Consider the following 18113-nt stretch of genomic DNA (forward strand, 5'->3'; position numbering starts at 1 on the left):
GTGGCTTGGCACATGCCAGAGTCGGTGGGCGGCGGTGCGCAGGTCAGACGACCACGTCCATCCGCTGCTGCTCGCCGACCTCGAAAACGCGCTTATAGCGGGCGATCTCGTCCTTGGGGCCCATCGCCTTGTTGGGGTTGTCCGAAAGCTTCACCGTGGGGCGGCCATTGGCGCTCACCGCCTTGCAGACGAGGCTGAAGGGCGCCAGCCGGTCGTCGGGGGTGAGGCCGCGGAAGTCATTGGTCAGCAGCGTGCCCCAGCCGAAGGAGACGCGCACCCGGCCCGAGAACTGGTGATAAAGCTCGAGGATCTTCTCCTCGTCGAGTCCGTCCGAGAAGATCACCAGCTTCTCGCGCGGGTCTTCGCCGCGCTCCTGCCACCAGCGGATGGCGATCTCGGCACCGGTCGCGGGGTCGCCGCTGTCGATGCGGATGCCGGTCCAGCCCGCCAGCCAGTCGGGCGCGTTGCGCAGGAAACCCTCGGTGCCATAGGTGTCGGGCAGGATCATCCGCAGGTTGCCCTCATGCTCGCGGTGCCAGTCGGCCAGCACGTCATAGGGCGCGCGCGCCAGTGCCGCGTCGTCCTCGGCCAGCGCGGCATAGACCATCGGCAGCTCATGGGCGTTGGTGCCGATGGCCTCGAGGTCGCGGTTCTTGGCGATCAGACAGTTCGAGGTGCCGGTGAACCCGTCGCCCAGCCCCTCGACCATCGCCTGAACGCACCAGTCCTGCCACAAAAAGCTGTGGCGGCGGCGGGTGCCGAAATCGGCGATCTTCAGGCCGGGTTGGCCGCGCAGACGCTCGATCTTCTCCCACAGCTTCGTCGCGGCGCGGGCGTAAAGCACCTGAAGCTCGAACTTGCCCATGTGGTTGAGCACCGCGCGCCCGCGCAGTTCCATCAGCACGGCGAGGGCTGGGATCTCCCACAGCATGACCTCGGGCCAGCTGCCTTCGAAGGTCAGCTCATACTGATCGCCGACACGTTCGAGGAAATAGGGCGGCAGGCGCAGGTTCTCGAACCACTCCATGAAGTCGGGCCGGAACATCTGGCGCTTGCCGTAAAAGGTATTGCCGCGCAGCCAAGTGCTCTCGCCGCGGGTCAGGCTGAGCGAGCGGATGTGGTCCAGCTGCTCGCGCAGCTCGCCCTCGTCGATCAGCTTGGCCAGCGGCACGTCGCTGGAGCGGTTGATCAGGCTGAAGGTCACCTGCGTGTCGGGGCGGTTGTGGAACACCGACTGGCACATGAGCAGCTTGTAGAAATCGGTGTCGATCAGCGACCGGACGATCGGGTCGATCTTCCAGCGGTGGTTCCAGACTCGGGTCGCGATTTCCACGGCGCACACTCCTCACGGGCAATCGGTGCCCGTGTTACGCGATTGTCACGGGAAGGGCCAAGGGCTTTCTGCCGTTCATGCAACGGCTTGCGCGGAGGTCTAGCGGAACTGCGGCGCAGCGCATCCGCCGATCAGCCCAAACTGGCCAGACGAACGCCTGCGCCGGTCATGGCGGCGCGCGCCGCCGCCAGCGAGCCGTCGAAGTCGATGGCGCGGCACAGATCCATGCGCACCGAGACGTCGAGCCCCAGCCGCGCCGCGTCCAGCGCCGAGTAATTCACGCAAAAATCCGTCGCCAGACCCACCATGGTGAGCGCCTCGATGCCGCGGCTGCGCAGGTAGCCCTCGAGCCCCGTGGGGGTGCGGCGGTCGTTCTCGAAGAAGGCCGAGTAGCTGTCGATCGCCGGGTCATAGCCCTTGCGGATGATCAGATCGGCCCGGTCGGTGTCGAGCGCGGGGTGAAAGGCCGCGCCCGCGCTGCCGATCACGCAGTGGTCCGGCCAGAGCACCTGCGGGCCATAGGGCATCTCGGTCATCTCCATCGGCGCCTTGCCGGTGTGGCTCGACGCGAAAGAGGAATGGTCCGCGGGATGCCAGTCCTGCGTCAGCACCACCGCCTCGGCCTCGGCCATCAGCGCGTTGATCGGTTCGACGATCTCGTCGCCGCCGGGCACCGCCAGCGCGCCGCCGGGGCAGAAATCGTTCTGGACGTCGATGACGATGAGCGCGTGCATGGGCGGTTCTCCGGGGCAGTCTGCGTGGCTTTCCACAGGCTTAAGGGGGACGGCGCCCGCCCGTCAATGCTGCGGCAATGCTGCCGCTTGCCCGACTCGAACCAAGGGCGTAAATCCGCGCGCATGTTCACCGTCTGCGCCCTCTACCACTTCACCCGTTTCGACGATCCCGCCGCTCTGCGTGGGCCGCTGCTGGACCTGTGCCTTGCGCAGGCTGTCACCGGCACGCTGCTGCTCGCTGGCGAGGGGATCAATGGCACCATCGCCGGCCCGCGCGCCGGCATTGATGCGGTGCTTGCCCATATCCGCGCGCTGCCCGGCTGCGCCGATCTGGAATGGAAAGTCTCGGAGGCGTCGGAGCGGCCCTTCGCGCGCATGAAAGTGCGCCTGAAGAAAGAGATCGTCACCATGGGCCAGCCCGGCGTCGATCCGCGCGCCAAGGTTGGTCATTATGTGGCGCCCGCCGAATGGAACGAGCTGATCCGCTCGCCCGATGTGGCGGTGATCGACACGCGCAACGACTACGAAATCGCCATCGGCACTTTCGAGGGCGCGGTGGACCCGCAGACCACCTCGTTCCGCGAGTTCCCCGAATGGTGGGAGCAGAACAAAGAGCGCTTTCACAACAAGCGCATCGCCATGTTCTGCACCGGCGGCATCCGCTGTGAGAAGTCCACCAACTACCTGCTGAGCCAAGGGGTCGAGGACGTCTATCACCTCAAGGGCGGCATCCTGAAGTACCTCGAAGAGGTGCCCGAGACCGACAGCACGTGGCAGGGCAGCTGCTTTGTCTTCGATGGCCGGGTGTCGGTTGAGCACGGGCTGCGCGAGGGGCCGCATGAGCTCTGCCATGCCTGCCGCCGCCCGATCCTGCCCGAGGATCGCGCCCGTCCCGACTTTGAGGAAGGCGTGTCCTGTCATCAGTGCATCGGCGAGACCTCGGACGAGGACAAAGCGCGCTTCCGCGAGCGGCAGAAGCAGATCGCATTGGCCAAAGCCCGCGGCGAGCGCCACCTGCACGCGGATACGCCGGGCGAGGGTCTCTGAGCAGGGCGCGCGCTTTCGATTGGCGGCGCGCGTTTTCTGGCCAGTCTTGGGACGCGCTTGCGCTGGGCGTCTGGACGGTCTGATGCCGCACGGTTGCATCTTCATCAGAAGTAACTGCGCACTAGGGCGGCAGAGAGCAGCGACCAGCCGTCGGCGATGACGAAGAACGCCAGCTTGAAGGGCAGCGACACGATCGCGGGCGGCACCATCATCATCCCCATGGACATGAGCACCGCCGCGACCACGAGGTCGATGATCAGGAACGGCAGGAACACCAGAAATCCCACCTGAAAGGCCCGCGCGATCTCGGAAAGCATGAAGCTGGGCACCAGCAGCGAGAGCGGTGCCTCTGGCGCGAGCCCCTCGCCCTGCGTGTCGGGGCGCAGATCCGCCATCGCCTCGAAGGTCGCAGGATCGCAGCGCGCGGCCATGAAGCCGCGAAAGGGGATGAGCGTGCGCCTTGTGGCCTCGGTCAGCTCGATCCGCTCGTCGAGAAGCGGCTGCACCCCGCCCTGCCACGCGGCGGTGAAGGTCGGCTCCATCACGAAATAGGTCAAAAAGAGCGCGAGGCTGACGATCAGCATATTGGGCGGCGATTGCTGTAGCCCGAGCGCTTGCCGCAGGATCGCCAGAACGGTGACGATGAACGGAAAGCAGGTCACCATGATGGCGATGCCGGGCGCGAGACTGAGCAGGGTGATTAGCGCAATGAGTTGCAGGCTGACGGCGGAGACCGAGCCACCACCACCGAAGTCCACCGATATCTGCTGCGCAAGCGCGGCATCGGGCGCGAGGCTGAGCATCGACACAAGGCCCGCCAGATGCCACGGGCTGCGACGCATGAACCGGGAGAGGGCGGCGCTGGGCACGGATCAGCCCGGGCTCTGCAGGTCCATGACCTCGATCAGCCGCACGGCAAGCTGGGCATTTTCCCCCTCGCCGGTGACCTCGAGCGCCCCGGTCCCGATGAGCCGGTCGCCAACATAGAGCTCGACCGGATCCTCAAGCCGGCGGTCGAGCGTGAGCACCGATCCCTCCCCGAGCTTGAGCAGATCGCGCACCAGCGGCCGCGCTCGCCCGACCGAGACGGTGATCTCGATCGGCACTGAAGTGAAGGGCGCGTTTTGGCTCGCCGAGGGCCGCTCTGCCGCGGGCTGTCCGTCTGCCGGCTGTTCAGCGATCTCATCCATGGGCTGCCTCCCTGCGGGTGTCATGAGCAAAGCCTTCGACCGCTTGCGTCACCTCCTGCAGCATGCCGCTGAGATCGATCTGCTGCTCGGTCTCGCCAAACCGTAGGTCGGCCTGCCCTTCCGCGAGCGCGGGATCCTCCTGCAGGCGCAGCGGAAATCCAAAGTCCTGCTCAAGCAGCGGGGCCACCTGTTCGGTGGCGCCGGGGGCGACCATGATCACCACTTCGCGCTTGGCGATCTGCTGCGCCATTGCGCTGAGTTGCGCGTGGAGGTGCATGCCCAGTGTGTCGCGCAGCATGGCCGGGAGCAGAGCATGCAGCATCTCTTCGAGCAGCGGTGTGACGCCTTCGAGCAATTGGCGGTACGCCTCTGTGTAAGTGAAGGACAGGTCCTGCAGGTTTTGCGCAAAATCGCTGGCAATTCGGCCCTGATCCTCTGATTGCGCTTTGATCGCGTCGTCCCAGCCGGCGCGATAGCCCGTGTCGAACGACTCCAGTTTGGCCGATTCCACCTGCGCTTCGTCTGGGGCGGCGGGCGTGCCCTGCTGCGGGGGGAAGCCGCGAAATCATCCAGATAAAAGCGCAAATCTGTCATTTCGCCTCTTCCTTCTCATCGAGCCAGCTGCGCAGGATCTCGACGGTCTCGCTCTTGCGCTCCTCGATCAGGTTGCGCAGGCGGTCGACCGGGTCCTCCTCGGCGGGGCTGTCGAAATCGACCATGCCCATGCCGCCAAAATCGCCGCCGCCGCCGAGCGCGGGGAATCCCGCGAAATCGTCGTCTTCCTCGATTTCTCCGGAAAGCGCCTCTGGCGCGCTTCCGGACATCGAACCGCCAGGCAGCGACAGCGGGGCTTCGCCAGTCACAGGCTTTCCAGCGAGGATCGGGCGCACCACAAACAATCCTAGGATCAGCGCCACGGCAGCGAGAATGCCCATTTGGATAAGGCTCATCGGGTCGAGCGGAAGGGTGGACCAGCCGGGCTCGATGGGGCCGGTGCCCAGCCCCTCGGGCCGTTCGAAAGGCAGCGAGCGCAGGGTGATCTCATCGCCGCGCGCTTCGTCGTAGCCGACGGCGGAGGATACAAGGTCCCGCAGGGCGGCCAGTTCGGTCTCGGGCAGCGGCACGAAGCGGGTGCTGCCGTCAGCGGCGGTTTCGAAACGTCCGTTCACCAGCACCGCCACCGTGAGCCGCCGAATTTCGCCGGGCACACGGGTGACCTCGCGCATGGTCTCGGAGACTTCGTAGTTCACCCGTTCACGCGAATCGCTGCTCTGGCTTGAGGAGCTTTGCCCCCCCCCGGCCTGACCGTCGGGGAGGTTGGACGCGACCGTGACATCGGGACTGCCGCTGTTCTGATTGGTGTTGGTCTCTTCTTCCGTGTCGGTCGAGATCACCACGCGGCCCTCGGGGTCGAAGCGCCGTTCGCGGATCGATTCGCTCTCGGTCACCGTGTCGACGCTGACCTCGACCACTGCGTTTCCGGCGCCGACCCGCGCCTCTACAAGGCGTTGGACGCGGTCGCGCAGCTGCAGCGCGCGGTCTTCGGCGCTGGGACCTGCGCCGGGCTCGTCTTCCGCCCCGATGAGCCCGCCCGCGCCGTCGATCACCGCCACGTCCTCAGGGACGAGGCCAGGCACGGCGGAGGCGACGAGATAGCGCAGCGCCCGCGCCTGCGGCGGGGTGATCGCGGCGCCGCTCGCGGTGACCGAGATCGAGGCCGTCGGCGTGACGTCGCGCTGGAACGGATTGGCGCTGGAATTGGCGATATGCACGCGCGCGGTGGCAATATAGGGGCTGGCAACGATGGTGCGCGCCAGTTCACCCTCCTTGGCGCGCCAGTAGGCGGCGTCGAACATCTGCGATGTGGTGCCGAACCCCGACAGCGTGTCGAGCAGTTCGTAGCCTTGAGTGCTGTTGGCGGGCAGCCCCTCGCTCGCGAGGGTCATGCGCAGTGCGTCGCGTTGCGTGTCGGGCACGAAAATGGCGCCGCCGCGCACTTCGAACGGCACGCCGCGCGCTTCCAGCGCCTCGACGACCTCGCCCGCAGCGCCATTCTCGAGCCCAGCGTAAAGCAGCGACATCGACGGGGAGCCGGCGAGTCGCGCCATGCCAAGAACCGCCAGCATCATCGCCAGCGTGGCCCCGAACGCCAGCACCCGTCGGCGCGGCGTCAGCGCGTTCCAGACTGTGGCGAACTGCTCCAACATAGCCTCCGTCGTTTGGTTTTATCCCGGGTCCGGGACCCAGAGAGACATCCTGCGCAGGGCGCCCCGGTGAGCCCTGTTTGGACGATCAGGCTTAAGAATCGGTTAGCCTCTCTGCGCCTATAAACGGGCAAGCCAGACGTGAGGTGCGCCATGACCGACGCCACCGCCGACGCGGCCGGCGAAGAGGAAGCGCCGCGAAAGAAAGGCTCGAAACTGCCGCTTCTGATCGGCCTGCTGCTCGCCCTGCTGGGCGGGGGCGGAGGCTTCTATGCGGCCTTTTCGGGGATGCTGCCCTTTGGTGGCGCTGCGGGCGGCGATGCACATGCCGCTGCCAGGCATGATACTGCGGCTGGGGGTGATGGCGCGCATGGGGGCGAGGATGCTGGGAGCCACGGCGATGGCGGCGCGGCGGTCGGTTTCATCGAATTGCCGCAGCTGATTGCATCGCTGGGACCGGTTTCGGCGCTGCATCACCTGCGATTCTCTGCGCAGCTTGAGGTCGTTCCTGAAAGGCGCGCGCAGGTTGAGCAACTGATGCCGCGCATTTTGGACGTGCTGAACACCTATCTGCGCGCGCTGGAGCCCGGCGATATCGAGGCGCAGGGCGCGCTGATCCGACTTCGCGCGCAGATGTTGCGGCGCATCCAGATGGTCGCCGGGGAGGACAGCGTGCGCGACCTTCTCGTCACCGAATTCGTGCTGAACTGAAGGGGGACGACATGGACTTGATCGCCGATATTCTGCTTGTGGCCGGGGCACTTGGCGCGGGGTTTTACTGCTTTGTCCTGTCACGGCGGCTGACCCGGTTCACCGACCTTGAGAACGGCGTCGGCGGTGCCGTGGCGGTGCTCTCGGCACAGGTCGATGATCTGACACGCTCGCTCGACGCCGCGCAGAAGGCCGCGGGCACCTCGGGCGCGGAATTGAGCGATCTGACAGAGCGCGGCGAGCAGGTCGCGCAGCGGCTGGAATTGCTGATCGCCTCGATGCACGACCTGCCGGAGGGGGACGCGGCCTCAAACCGCAGGGCGTCGGCAGAGCCGGGTGCGGAGCCGGTGTTCCTGCGGCATTCACGCAGCGGCGCCCGGTGATGAAGGCGCTCCTGCGGAACCTGCCGCGAGGCAGGCGCGCCGGGCGCGGACTCGGTGTACTGGCGGTGATCGGCGCGCTGCTTATCGCGTCGGCGCTCGTGCGGTTGGGGGTCGGGGCGGCTCTGGCCCTCAACAATGTGCCCGGGGATGCGACGCCGGAAGGCACCGCCGCTTTGGCGCAGGCTGACCCCAACCCGGGCGCTCATACCGAGGCCAATGCGCCCGGGGTCTGTGTCGGCGAAGAGGATTTGGCGCCTGCGCTTGAGGCGTTGCGCGCGCGCGAAGCGGAGGTGACGCAGCGCGAAGAGGACCTGCGCAGCCGGATGCAGGCGCTGCGCGTCGCCGAGGCGACGATCGAGGAGAAGCTAACCGCCATGCAGGAGACAGAGCAACGTCTGCGCGCCACGCTCGCCATGGCGGAAACCGCGGCAGAACAGGACATTGCGCAGCTGACGCAGGTCTATGCCAACATGAAGCCGCGAGAGGCTGCGGCGCTCTTTGCGCAGATGGAGCCGGATTTCGCTGCCGGGTTTCTTGGGCGAATGCGCCCCGACGCGGCGGCGGCGATCTTATCGGGCATGGACCCTCAGGCCGCTTACACAATCAGCGTGATGCTGGCCGGGCGAAACGCCAACGCGCCGAAGAACTAGAAGGGGGAGACTCAGCGGGCGTGCCACTGGGCGGCACGCCTTTGAGGTCTCTAGGGTGCTGGGACCTTTGGGAAATGAAGCGAGTCGCGCACCTTAAGGCCGCGCGATCCGCACCAGAAAAGGTCCGCGACCCCGCCACCCAGTCAGCCCTTGGCGGCGGGCACTTGGTTGGCAAAGGCCTCGATTTGCGCGGCGGGGAGCGCGCCGGACTGCCGCGCCGCCTCGCGACCCTTGCCGAAGGCGATCAGCGTCGGAATGCCGCGAATTCCGAATTTCGCCGAGGCACGCTGGTGCTGCTCGGTGTTCAGCTTCACCAGCCGCGAGCGGCCTTTCAGCGCGGCGGCGGCCTTGGAATATTCCGGCGCCATCATCCGGCAGGGGCCGCACCACGGCGCCCAGAAATCCACGACCAACGGCACGTCGTCGGTGCGGATCGCCTTTTCGAGCGTCGCATCGTCGATTTCATGGGCCTTCCCATCCATCAGCCCTGCGCCGCAGGTGCCGCATTTCGGGCCGGAGCCAAGTCGGTCTTGCGGGACGCGGTTGGTCTGGCCACAATCGAGGCAGACAAGCTTGACCATTTCGTGATCTCCATACATTCGTTTCGTCTGATATGTGTTCTCTGCGCAATCGTGACAATCCCCTTGAGTCAAACCCATTGAATTCGCGCGTGGCGAGGCCACAATTCCCATGCTCGAAGAACAAACCAAGAGAGGTGCCCATGATCACCCGCCGTACTTTCGTCACCACGGCCACCGCGGGCGCGGCACTGGCCACCGCAGCGCCGGGAGCCGCTTTCGCCCTCGAACAGAAATTCGAGCCGCAATCCGTCGGCATCCGGCAGGACCTCGAACCGGGGCAAATCCTGATCATGCCGCGGGCGCATTTCCTGTACTTCGTGACCGCGCCGGGCCAAGCACTGCGCTATGGCGTGGGCGTCGGCAAGGCCGGCCTCGAGTTCACCGGCAACGCGGTGATTCAGGTCAAAAAGGAATGGCCCACGTGGCGCCCGACCGATGAGATGATCGAGCGCGAGCCGCAGACCTATTCGCGGTTCAGAGACAATGATTATGTCCAGCCCGGCGGTCCGCAGAACCCGCTTGGGGCGCGCGCGCTCTATCTGTTCCAGAACGGCCGCGATACGTTCTTCCGCATCCACGGCACCACCGCGCCGGACTCGATCGGGCGCTCGGTCTCCAACGGCTGCATCCGCATGCTGAACGAGCATGTCATCGACCTTTACCAGCGCGTGCCGATCGGCACCAAGGTCACCGTGCTCTGAGCGCTGTCCGAGCCCGGCGAGCGCCAGCGATCCTCGTGATTGCCGGCGCGACGCGCGTCGATGGGCGGTCCAGATAGGGCCGCCCTCGTTGTTTTTAGACGGTTTACAGCGCCTTCAAAGAAGCGTCGAGCCAGACAAACACCCGCAAATTGCCGCATTTAGACAGTCTGGCCGCCACATTCGAGCCCGAATCCGCTGCCAAAAATTTCCTTGTACCAGCGTGGCCCCGACGAGCCGGGCGCTTTGTAACGAAGGATGAGAGTATGGCGATTGTGGCGATCATGGCCGGCAGCATCTTCGGATTTCTCTGCGGTCTCTTCTCTTGGATCTTCCTCGATACCTCGCTGCTGAACGCAATCGGCCTTTACTTCTCGGTCAGCCTCGTCGTCGGTGTTCTGCCGATCATCTACGCGGGGCTCTGCGGCACCGTGCTGCGCCCGGCAACCGCCGAGACCGTCCGCTCCTGAACTTGACGCAAGCCGTGCGCGGGTGATTCCCTGCACGGATCGGCGCGCCGCCAGCCCGCTCAGTCACAGCGCGCTCAGTCGTCGCCAGTCTGCGCGATAAGCTCCTCGACCTTCGGGCCCAATGCCTCGACCACTTTGACGACGCCGTCGGCATTGGGGTGAATGCCATCCCCCTGCATCATCGCCGTGGCATCTGCGGGCATCTGACCGTCCTCGCGCAGCCCGGCGAAGAAATCCTCGAACAGCAACGTCCCGTACTCCTCGGCCAGCGCGGGATAGATCGCGTCGAACTCGGCCTTGTAGTCGGCCCCGTAGTTGCCCGGCGCGCTCATCCCCACCAGCAGCACCGGCAGGTCCCGCGATTGCGCCTCCTGCAGAATCCCCGCGAGGTTCTTTTTTGCCTCCGCAGGGTCGAGCCCGCGCAGCATGTCGTTGCCGCCCAGCGTGACGATCATCGCATCGATCTCGGGCGTCAGCGACCACGCCACCCGCGACAGCCCGCCCGCAGTTGTATCGCCGGAGACGCCGCCATTGACGATGGTGACCTCATGGCCCTGCGCGCTCAGCCACGCCTGCAGTTGCGGCACCAGCCCGTCGGGCGCGGGCAGACCGTAGCCCTGCGTGAGACTGTCACCGAGCGCGAGCACTTCGGTTGCGAGGGCCGGAATTGGATTTGTCAGAAAAGTGAGGCAGACCGCAGCCTTGCTGAGCAGGGCAAAACCCCCATATGTCTTTGAACGTGCCATTTTCCGCAAAGGCCTTTCCATGACCGATCCTATGATTGCCCTCAATGATGTCACTCTCAGTCTCAGGGGCAATGCCGGTCCGGTCGAAATCCTTCACGGAATCTCGATGGATGTCCGGCGTGGCGAAACGCTGGGGCTGATCGGGCCGTCGGGTTCCGGGAAAAGCTCGCTTCTGATGGTGATGGGCGGTCTGGAAAGCGCGACTTCGGGCCGCGTCGAGGTGCTGGGACAAGATTTGACCGGCATGGACGAGGACCGCATGGCCCGCTTCCGCCGCGATCACATGGGCGTGGTGTTTCAGTCGTTCAATCTCATTCCCACGATGACCGCGCTCGAAAATGTCGCGACGCCGCTGGAGCTTGCGGGGCATAAGGATGCCTTTGCCCGCGCCGAGGCCGAGCTGGAGCGCGTCAACCTCGGGCACCGTGCTGGTCATTACCCTTCGCAGATGTCGGGCGGCGAGCAGCAGCGCGTGGCGCTGGCCCGGGCGTCGGCGCCGCGTCCGCAGATCCTGTTGGCGGACGAGCCGACGGGCAATCTCGACGGCTCCACCGGGCAGGCGATCATGGACCTGCTCTTTGGCCTGCGCGACGAACATGGCGCGACGCTGGTGCTGGTGACCCACTCGAACCGGCTGGCCGAGCTTTGCGACCGCGTGGTGCGGCTGACCGATGGGCGAGTCGATACCGCCCACGCGCGCGGCGCGGAAAGGGCGGCTGAATGAGTCTGGCGACTGCCGCCCGCTTTGCCCGCCGCGAGCTGCGCGGCGGTGTGCATGGGTTTCGCATTTTCATCGCCTGCCTCGCGCTCGGCGTCGCCGCCATCGCGGGCGTCGGCTCGGTGCGCACGGCGATCGAGGCCGGGCTGTCGGATCAGGGCGCGGTGCTGCTTGGCGGCGATGCGCAGGCCGAGTTCACCTACCGTTTCGCCACCGAGGACGAGCTGGACTGGCTCGGCAGCATCTCCACCAAGATTTCCGAGATCACCGATTTCCGATCAATGGCCACGGTGACCCGCGACGGCGAGACCGAGCGCGGTCTGACGCAGGTGAAATCGGTCGATGACGCTTATCCGCTTCTCGGGCAAATGGAATTGGACCCGCCGATGCCGCTGCCGCAGGCGCTGGACGGTGCGGAGGGACGGCCCGGCGCGGTGATGGCTCCGGTGCTGGCCGACCGTCTGGGGCTGCAGCCGGGTGACAGCTTCCGGCTCGGCACGCAGGAGTTCACCCTCTCGGCAGTGATCACCCGCGAGCCGGACGACGCGGGCGACGGCTTTGGCCTTGGCCCACGCACGCTGGTGCGGACCTCCGATCTGCAGGGCAGCGGATTGCTGGCGCCGGGCTCGCTTTACGAATCCGAGTATCGCCTGCTGCTGCCACCGGGCAGCGATCTGGATGCGCTGAAGGCCGAAGCCGAGGCCCGTTACCGCGACACCGGCATTCGCTGGCGCGATGCGCGCAATGGTGCGCCGGGGATTGCCCGCTTTGTCGAGCGGCTTGGGCGGTTTCTTGTGCTGGTGGGGCTTTCGGGGCTTGCCGTGGGGGGCATTGGTGTGTCGGCGGCGGTGCGGGCCTATCTGGCGCGCAAGACCTCGGTCATCGCCACGCTGCGCACGCTGGGCGCGACGCGCGGCACGATCTTTCTGACCTACTTTCTGCAGATCGGCGCGCTGTCATTGGTCGGCATCGCGCTTGGGCTGATCCTCGGCGCGGGTGTGCCGCTGCTCTTTGCGCCGATCATCGCCAGCGCGCTGCCGGTGCCGGTGGTCTTCACCCTTTACCCCGGCCCGCTGGCCGAGGCGGCGCTTTACGGCGCGCTCACCGCGCTGCTTTTTACCCTCTGGCCGCTCGCCCGCACCGAAGAAGTGCGCGCCGCTACGCTGTTCCGCGATGCGCTCGACAGCGCCAAGGGCCTGCCCGCGCCGCGCTATGTGGTCGCGACGCTGCTGCTGCTGGTGGCGCTTGTGGGGGCGGCGACGCTGTTCTCGGGCGACCCGCAGGTCACGCTCTGGACCGCCGCCGGGCTGCTCGCCGCGCTGGTCATTCTCGCGCTTGCCGCCACCGCGATCCGCTGGCTGGCGCATCGCGCCGCGCCGCTGGCGCGCGGCCGCCCGGCGCTGCGATGGGCGCTTTCGGCCATTGGCGGCCCGCGCGAGACCGCGGCCTCGGTGGTGCTGTCGCTGGGGCTTGGCCTGTCGGTGCTGGCCGCCATCGGCCAGATCGACGGCAACCTGCGGGCCTCGATCTCGCGCGATCTGCCCGAGGTGGCGCCGTCGTATTTCTTTGTCGACATCCAGCCGGATCAGATCGAGGGTTTCCGCGCCCGGCTCGCCGATGATCCGGCGGTCAGCCGGGTCGACACTGCGCCGATGCTGCGCGGCGTGGTCACACGGATCAACGGGCAGGATGCGCAGCAGGTGGCGGGCGATCACTGGGTGGTACGAGGGGATCGCGGCATCACCTATGCCGCCGCGCCGGACGAGCGCACCACAATCACCGAAGGCGCATGGTGGCCCGAGGATTACAGCGGCCCGGCGCAGGTCAGCTTTGCCGCTGAGGAAGCCGAGGAACTGGGTCTGAACCTTGGCGATGAGATCACCGTCAACATCCTTGGCCGCGACATCACCGCCGAGATCACCAGCTTTCGCGAGGTGGACTTCTCGACCGCCGGGATCGGCTTTGTCATGACGCTGAACCCCGCTGCGCTGGCCGGGGCGCCGCATACGTGGATTTCCACGGTCTACGCCGAGCCGCAGGCCGAGGCGCAGATCCTGCGCGATCTGGCCGATGCCTATCCCAATATCACCGCGATCCGGGTGCGCGACGCCATCGACCGCGTGTCCGAGCTGCTCGAAGGCGTCGCCGGTGCGATCCGCTGGGGCGCGGGCGCGACGCTGCTCACCGGGTTTCTGGTGCTGATCGGCGCGGCTTCGGCGGGCGAGGCGGCGCGCAGCTACGAGGCGGCCGTGCTCAAGACCCTCGGTGCCTCGCGCGGGCGCATCCTGCGCAGCTTCGCGCTGCGCTCGGCGCTGCTGGGCGCGGCGGCGGGCGTGGTGGCACTGGCCGCGGGCCTCCTTGGGGGCTGGGCGGTGAGTCACTTCCTGATGGAAACGCGGTTCGACGTGATGTGGGGCTCGGCGCTCGGGATCATCCTTGGCGGCGCGCTGGCGACGCTGCTGGCGGGCCTCGCCTTCGCATGGCGGCCGCTCTCGGCACGACCGGCAAGAGTGCTGCGTGCCCGCGAATAGGGGCATTTCGCTGGTGTGCAAACAGCTGGCTTGAACCTCGGGGCAGGGGCTGGCACTTCAATAGCGACCTATGGCTGCAAAGGACGGACCTCCCTCCCATGACCGATTCCCTGCCTATGCCGATCTCGGCCCCGATCTCGCAGGCACAGCGCACCAGCATTCTCAACCTGCTGCGGCGCGCGGCGAAAACCGAGATCCTGCCGCGTTTCCGGTCGCTCGATCCCAGCGAGGTGTCGGAAAAGACCGGCCGTCAGGATCTGGTGACCGCCGCCGACAAGGGTGCCGAGGCGATGATCGCGCGCGGCCTTCAGCGCATGTATCCGCACGCGCTGATCGTCGGTGAAGAGGCGGTGGCGGAACACCCCGAGATCCGTGACAAGATCGGCGATGCGGAGCTGGCCTTCACCATCGACCCGGTGGACGGCACGTGGAACTACGCGCATGGCCTCTCGACCTTCGGCATCATCCTGTCGGCCACGCGCTTTGGCGTGCCGGTCTTCGGGATGATCTACGATCCGATCATGGACGACGTGATGGTGGCCGAGATCGGCGGCGAGGCGAAGATGCTTCTCCCCAAGCGCCGCCTTACCCGCCATGTATCGGTCTCGGCGGGCGGCAAGCTCGAGGAGTTGCAGGGCTTCATCCCCTTCTACCTGATGCCCGAGGACAAGCGCGCGCAGGTCGGCGCGGCGCTGCCGCTGTTCGAGCGCAGCCACACGCTGCGCTGCTCGGCGCATGAGTTCCGGCTCTTCGCGCAAGGCTCGGTGGATTTCCTCTTCTCGGCGCGGCTGACGCCTTGGGACCATGCGGCGGGGGCGCTGATCTCGCGCTGTGCCGGGGGCCATGTGGCGATGCTCGATGGCTCGGAATACAACGCCGCCACGCGCGACGGCGTGCTGCTCTGCGCGTCGAACAAGGAAACATGGGAGCGCATCCGCGATGCCTTCTCCTTCCTGCTCGAGACCCCTGCCGAGGGCTGACCCTGCACCATGCGACGCGAAAAGGGCGGGACCTTAGGTCCCACCCTTTTGCTTTGGACGTGCTTTGGACGCCTGCGGCGTGCCTCCGGCGGGGATATTTTCATCTAGACGAAGAGGGGGGCGCTTGTGCTTCGTCTAGACTTAAATATCCCGGGGAGCGCGAGGGGCAGCGCCCCTCGCTCCTGCCCTCTCCGCCTTACTCCGCCGCCTCGGCGTAATCGCTCATCGGCGGGCAGGTGCAGGTCAGGTTGCGGTCGCCCCAGACGTTGTCGACGCGGTTGACCGGCGGCCAGTATTTGTCGACCCGGAAGGCACCCGGCGGGAAGCAGCCCTGTTCGCGGCTGTAGGGCCGGTCCCAGTCGCGCACGAGGTCTTCCATCGTGTGAGGCGCGTGCTTGAGCGGGTTGTTCTCGGCGTCGGCCTTGCCTTCTTCGATGGCGCGGATCTCCTCGCGGATCGCCAGCATGGCATCGCAGAACCGGTCAAGCTCCGCCTTGGTCTCCGACTCCGTCGGCTCGATCATCAGCGTGCCCGCGACCGGGAAGCTCATGGTCGGCGCGTGGAAGCCGCAGTCGATCAGCCGCTTGGCCACATCGTCCACGGTCACCCCGGCGCTGTCGCCGAAGGGGCGGATGTCGATGATGCACTCATGCGCCACGCGGCCCTCAAGGCCGGTGTAGAGCACCTCATAGGATCCGGCGAGGCGGGTTGCGATGTAGTTGGCGTTGAGGATCGCCACGCGGGTCGCCTGCGTCAGCCCCGCGCCGCCCATCATCTGGATGTAGCCCCAGGAGATCGGCAGCAGCGAGGGCGAGCCGAAGGGCGCGGCGGAGACCGGGCCCGCGATGCCCTCTTCCAGCGGATGCGCCGGAAGATGCGGCACGAGGTGCTCCTTCACGCCGATCGGACCCATGCCGGGGCCGCCGCCGCCATGCGGAATGCAGAAGGTCTTGTGCAGGTTGAGGTGGCTGACGTCGCCGCCCAGATCGCCGGGGCGCGAGAGGCCCACCATGGCGTTCATATTGGCGCCGTCGATATAGACCTGCCCGCCGTGCTCGTGGGTGATCGCGCAGACGTCGCGCACCGTCTCCTCGAAGACGCCGTGGGTCGAAGGGTAGGTGATCATGCAGGCCGCCAGCGTTTCGCTGTACTGCTCGGCCTTGGCGCGGAAGTCCACGAGGTCGATCGAGCCCTTCTCGTCGCATTTCACCGGCACGACCTTCCAGCCGACCATCTGCGCCGAGGCGGGGTTGGTGCCATGGGCGTTGACCGGGATCAGGCAGACGTTGCGCTGGCCCTCGCCGCGCTCGCGCTGCCACGAGGCGATGGTCAGCAGGCCCGCGTATTCGCCCTGCGCGCCGGAGTTCGGCTGCATGGTGAAGGCGTCATAGCCGGTGATCTTGCACAGTTTGTCCGACAGATCGTCGATCATCTGCCTGTACCCAAGCGCCTGATCCTCGGGCACATAGGGGTGCAGCGAGCCGAACTCGGGCCAGCTCACCGGCATCATCTCGGCGGCGGCGTTGAGTTTCATCGTGCAGGAGCCGAGCGGGATCATCGCCCGGTCCAGCGCCAGATCGCGGTCGGCGAGACGGCGCATGTAGCGCATCATCTCGGTCTCGGCACGATTCATGTGAAACACTTCGTGGGTGAGGTAGCTGCTGCTGCGCAGCGAAGCCTCGGGCAGACGGTAGTGCGGGGCGAAATCCTCGTCCTTGCGCAGCAGGCCGAAGGCGCGCCAGACCGCCTCGATGGTGGCCGGGCGGGTGGTCTCGTCAAGCGTGATGCCGACGCGGGTCTCGCCCACCTTGCGCAGGTTGATGCCTTCCTTCACGGCGGCGCGCAGCACGCCCTGCTGCAGCAGGCCGACGTCCACGGTGATCGTGTCGAAGAAAGTCTCGGGCTCGACCTTGAAGCCAGCCTCTTCCAGCCCGCGCGCGAGGCGGGCGGTCTTGCGGTGGATGCGCTGCGCGATGGCCTTCAGCCCCTCGGGGCCGTGGAACACCGCGTAGAAGCCCGCCATCACTGCCAGCAGCGCCTGCGCGGTGCAGACGTTCGAGGTGGCCTTCTCGCGGCGGATGTGCTGCTCGCGGGTTTGCAGGGCGAGGCGGTAGGCGCGGTTGCCGTGGCTGTCGATCGACACGCCGACGATGCGGCCCGGCATCGAGCGTTTGTAGGCGTCCTTGGTGGCCATATAGGCGGCGTGCGGGCCGCCATAGCCGAGCGGCACGCCAAAGCGCTGGGTCGAGCCCACGGCGATATCGGCGCCCATCGCGCCCGGCTCTTTCAGCAGGCAGAGCGCCATCGGGTCGGCGGCGACGATGCCGATCGCCTTGGCGGCGTGCAGCGCCTCCATCTCGGCGGTGAGGTCGCGCACATGACCATAGGTGCCCGGATACTGGAAGATCGCGCCAAAGACCTGTTCGGCGTCCAGCGCATCGGGGCTGCCGATGATGATCTCGATCCCGAGCGGCGCGGCGCGGGTCTGCATCACGGCGATGTTCTGCGGGTGGCAGTTCTCGTCGATGAAGAAGGCCTTGGCCTTCGACTTCGCCACACGCTGCGCCATGGTCATCGCCTCGGCGCAGGCGGTGGCCTCGTCAAGCAGCGAGGCGTTGGCGATCTCGAGGCCGGTCAGGTCCGACACCATGGTCTGGTAGTTCAGAAGCGCCTCGAGGCGGCCCTGCGAGATCTCGGGCTGATAGGGCGTGTAGGCGGTGTACCACGCGGGATTCTCGAAGATGTTGCGCTGGATCGCGGGCGGGGTCACCGTGCCGTGGTAGCCCTGACCGATCAGCGAGGTCAGAACCTTGTTCTTCGATGCGACCTCGCGCATGTGCCAGAGCATCTCGCGCTCGGACATGGGCTTGCCAAGCTCGAGCTCATCCGCCTGCCGGATGCCGGCGGGCACGGTCTGCTTGATCAGCGCGTCGAGGTCCTTGACCCCCAGCACCTCGAACATATCCGCCATCTCCTTGGGCGAGGGCCCGATGTGGCGGCGGTTGGCAAAGTCATACGGCAGGTAGTCTGTGGGCGTGAAGGCCATGTCGATCCGTCCAGAAACAGCAAGGTTCAGCAGGGAAGAGGGGGCAAGGCGCGGCCCTGCCCCTTTCATTGTTCTTCAAATTCGCATCCGC

General features: G+C 66.6%; 18 protein-coding genes. 9 read left to right on the forward strand and 9 right to left on the reverse strand.

Annotation, left to right across the window (positions count from 1 at the left end; genetic code table 11):
- Window positions 1-43: 43 nt before the first annotated feature.
- Entirely contained in the window at window positions 44-1333 is a 1290-nt protein-coding gene (gene pncB / locus G0A00_RS06715) for a nicotinate phosphoribosyltransferase (RefSeq protein ID WP_164179906.1), read from the reverse strand.
- Window positions 1334-1464: 131 nt separating this feature from the next.
- The gene (pncA, locus tag G0A00_RS06720; protein ID WP_164179908.1) at window positions 1465-2067 is read right to left on the reverse strand and encodes a bifunctional nicotinamidase/pyrazinamidase; all 603 of its coding nucleotides are present in this window, start codon (window positions 2065-2067) and stop codon (window positions 1465-1467) included.
- 123 nt (window positions 2068-2190) lie between these two features.
- Here pncA and G0A00_RS06725 point away from each other — a divergent pair, with 123 nt between their 5' ends.
- Window positions 2191-3114, forward strand: a complete 924-nt coding sequence (locus G0A00_RS06725) for a rhodanese-related sulfurtransferase (protein ID WP_164179910.1) — start codon at window positions 2191-2193, stop codon at window positions 3112-3114.
- Window positions 3115-3218: 104 nt separating this feature from the next.
- Here G0A00_RS06725 and fliP read toward each other — a convergent pair whose 3' ends face one another.
- From fliP to fliF, 4 genes are all read right to left on the reverse strand, one after another.
- Window positions 3219-3956, reverse strand: a complete 738-nt coding sequence (fliP, locus tag G0A00_RS06730) for a flagellar type III secretion system pore protein FliP (RefSeq protein ID WP_164180190.1) — start codon at window positions 3954-3956, stop codon at window positions 3219-3221.
- A gap of 30 nt (window positions 3957-3986) precedes the next feature.
- Window positions 3987-4304, reverse strand: a complete 318-nt coding sequence (locus tag G0A00_RS06735; protein WP_164179912.1) for a FliM/FliN family flagellar motor switch protein — start codon at window positions 4302-4304, stop codon at window positions 3987-3989.
- Window positions 4297-4815 (reverse strand): ABC transporter ATP-binding protein, encoded by a 519-nt coding sequence (locus G0A00_RS06740; RefSeq protein WP_368667673.1) that lies wholly within the window; start codon window positions 4813-4815, stop codon window positions 4297-4299. The genes G0A00_RS06735 and G0A00_RS06740 overlap by 8 nt, the downstream gene beginning before the upstream one ends.
- A gap of 79 nt (window positions 4816-4894) precedes the next feature.
- A complete protein-coding gene (gene fliF, locus G0A00_RS06745; protein WP_235952953.1) occupies window positions 4895-6511 on the reverse strand; it encodes a flagellar basal-body MS-ring/collar protein FliF in 1617 nt (538 codons plus the stop codon).
- Window positions 6512-6661: 150 nt separating this feature from the next.
- Here fliF and fliL point away from each other — a divergent pair, with 150 nt between their 5' ends.
- The 3 genes from fliL to G0A00_RS06760 are packed head-to-tail and all read left to right on the forward strand — an operon-like array spanning window position 6662 to window position 8252.
- Window positions 6662-7219, forward strand: coding sequence for a flagellar basal body-associated protein FliL (gene fliL, locus G0A00_RS06750; protein ID WP_164179914.1), 558 nt, complete (start codon window positions 6662-6664; stop codon window positions 7217-7219).
- Window positions 7220-7230: 11 nt separating this feature from the next.
- Complete coding sequence (locus tag G0A00_RS06755; protein ID WP_164179916.1) at window positions 7231-7602, forward strand: hypothetical protein; 372 nt, start codon at window positions 7231-7233, stop codon at window positions 7600-7602.
- Window positions 7602-8252 (forward strand): MotE family protein, encoded by a 651-nt coding sequence (locus tag G0A00_RS06760; RefSeq protein WP_164179918.1) that lies wholly within the window; start codon window positions 7602-7604, stop codon window positions 8250-8252. Before G0A00_RS06755 ends, G0A00_RS06760 begins: the two co-directional genes overlap by 1 nt.
- 143 nt (window positions 8253-8395) lie before the next feature.
- Here G0A00_RS06760 and trxC read toward each other — a convergent pair whose 3' ends face one another.
- A complete protein-coding gene (gene trxC, locus G0A00_RS06765; RefSeq protein WP_164179920.1) occupies window positions 8396-8833 on the reverse strand; it encodes a thioredoxin TrxC in 438 nt (145 codons plus the stop codon).
- 140 nt (window positions 8834-8973) lie between these two features.
- Here trxC and G0A00_RS06770 point away from each other — a divergent pair, with 140 nt between their 5' ends.
- Together G0A00_RS06770 and G0A00_RS06775 are read left to right on the forward strand one after the other, a co-directional pair.
- On the forward strand, window positions 8974-9534 hold the full coding sequence (locus G0A00_RS06770; RefSeq protein WP_164179922.1) for a L,D-transpeptidase: 561 nt from the start codon (window positions 8974-8976) through the stop codon (window positions 9532-9534).
- Window positions 9535-9797: 263 nt separating this feature from the next.
- Window positions 9798-10001 (forward strand): hypothetical protein, encoded by a 204-nt coding sequence (locus G0A00_RS06775; protein WP_164179924.1) that lies wholly within the window; start codon window positions 9798-9800, stop codon window positions 9999-10001.
- A 74-nt stretch (window positions 10002-10075) separates the two neighbouring features.
- Here the strand turns inward: G0A00_RS06775 and G0A00_RS06780 are convergent, their stop codons facing one another.
- Window positions 10076-10747, reverse strand: a complete 672-nt coding sequence (locus G0A00_RS06780) for an arylesterase (protein WP_164179926.1) — start codon at window positions 10745-10747, stop codon at window positions 10076-10078.
- A 19-nt stretch (window positions 10748-10766) separates the two neighbouring features.
- On the opposite strand from G0A00_RS06780, the gene G0A00_RS06785 reads away from it, so the two are divergent.
- The 3 genes from G0A00_RS06785 (at window position 10767) to G0A00_RS06795 (ending at window position 14976) form a co-directional block, all read left to right on the forward strand.
- Window positions 10767-11471, forward strand: coding sequence for an ABC transporter ATP-binding protein (locus tag G0A00_RS06785; RefSeq protein ID WP_164179928.1), 705 nt, complete (start codon window positions 10767-10769; stop codon window positions 11469-11471).
- Complete coding sequence (locus G0A00_RS06790; protein WP_164179930.1) at window positions 11468-13996, forward strand: ABC transporter permease; 2529 nt, start codon at window positions 11468-11470, stop codon at window positions 13994-13996. Before G0A00_RS06785 ends, G0A00_RS06790 begins: the two co-directional genes overlap by 4 nt.
- Window positions 13997-14094: 98 nt before the next feature.
- The gene (locus G0A00_RS06795) at window positions 14095-14976 is read left to right on the forward strand and encodes an inositol monophosphatase (protein WP_164179932.1); all 882 of its coding nucleotides are present in this window, start codon (window positions 14095-14097) and stop codon (window positions 14974-14976) included.
- 196 nt (window positions 14977-15172) lie between these two features.
- Here the strand turns inward: G0A00_RS06795 and gcvP are convergent, their stop codons facing one another.
- Window positions 15173-18022, reverse strand: a complete 2850-nt coding sequence (gcvP, locus tag G0A00_RS06800) for an aminomethyl-transferring glycine dehydrogenase (RefSeq protein ID WP_164179933.1) — start codon at window positions 18020-18022, stop codon at window positions 15173-15175.
- Window positions 18023-18113: the final 91 nt, after the last annotated feature.

Source organism: Salipiger sp. PrR002 (assembly GCF_010500775.1).
GTDB lineage: Bacteria > Pseudomonadota > Alphaproteobacteria > Rhodobacterales > Rhodobacteraceae > Salipiger.

Bases quoted from the DNA above. Each gene is read 5' to 3' on its own strand.
- trxC (WP_164179920.1), bottom strand. From the start codon at position 8,833: ATGGTCAAGCTTGTCTGCCTCGATTGTGGCCAGACCAACCGCGTCCCG.
- G0A00_RS06725 (WP_164179910.1), top strand. From the start codon at position 2,191: ATGTTCACCGTCTGCGCCCTCTACCACTTCACCCGTTTCGACGATCCC.
- G0A00_RS06785 (WP_164179928.1), top strand. From the start codon at position 10,767: ATGACCGATCCTATGATTGCCCTCAATGATGTCACTCTCAGTCTCAGG.
- fliF (WP_235952953.1), bottom strand. From the start codon at position 6,511: ATGTTGGAGCAGTTCGCCACAGTCTGGAACGCGCTGACGCCGCGCCGA.
- G0A00_RS06735 (WP_164179912.1), bottom strand. From the start codon at position 4,304: ATGGATGAGATCGCTGAACAGCCGGCAGACGGACAGCCCGCGGCAGAG.
- G0A00_RS06775 (WP_164179924.1), top strand. From the start codon at position 9,798: ATGGCGATTGTGGCGATCATGGCCGGCAGCATCTTCGGATTTCTCTGC.
- fliL (WP_164179914.1), top strand. From the start codon at position 6,662: ATGACCGACGCCACCGCCGACGCGGCCGGCGAAGAGGAAGCGCCGCGA.
- G0A00_RS06755 (WP_164179916.1), top strand. From the start codon at position 7,231: ATGGACTTGATCGCCGATATTCTGCTTGTGGCCGGGGCACTTGGCGCG.
- G0A00_RS06760 (WP_164179918.1), top strand. From the start codon at position 7,602: ATGAAGGCGCTCCTGCGGAACCTGCCGCGAGGCAGGCGCGCCGGGCGC.
- pncA (WP_164179908.1), bottom strand. From the start codon at position 2,067: ATGCACGCGCTCATCGTCATCGACGTCCAGAACGATTTCTGCCCCGGC.
- G0A00_RS06770 (WP_164179922.1), top strand. From the start codon at position 8,974: ATGATCACCCGCCGTACTTTCGTCACCACGGCCACCGCGGGCGCGGCA.
- fliP (WP_164180190.1), bottom strand. From the start codon at position 3,956: ATGCGTCGCAGCCCGTGGCATCTGGCGGGCCTTGTGTCGATGCTCAGC.
- G0A00_RS06790 (WP_164179930.1), top strand. From the start codon at position 11,468: ATGAGTCTGGCGACTGCCGCCCGCTTTGCCCGCCGCGAGCTGCGCGGC.
- G0A00_RS06780 (WP_164179926.1), bottom strand. From the start codon at position 10,747: ATGGCACGTTCAAAGACATATGGGGGTTTTGCCCTGCTCAGCAAGGCT.
- G0A00_RS06795 (WP_164179932.1), top strand. From the start codon at position 14,095: ATGACCGATTCCCTGCCTATGCCGATCTCGGCCCCGATCTCGCAGGCA.
- gcvP (WP_164179933.1), bottom strand. From the start codon at position 18,022: ATGGCCTTCACGCCCACAGACTACCTGCCGTATGACTTTGCCAACCGC.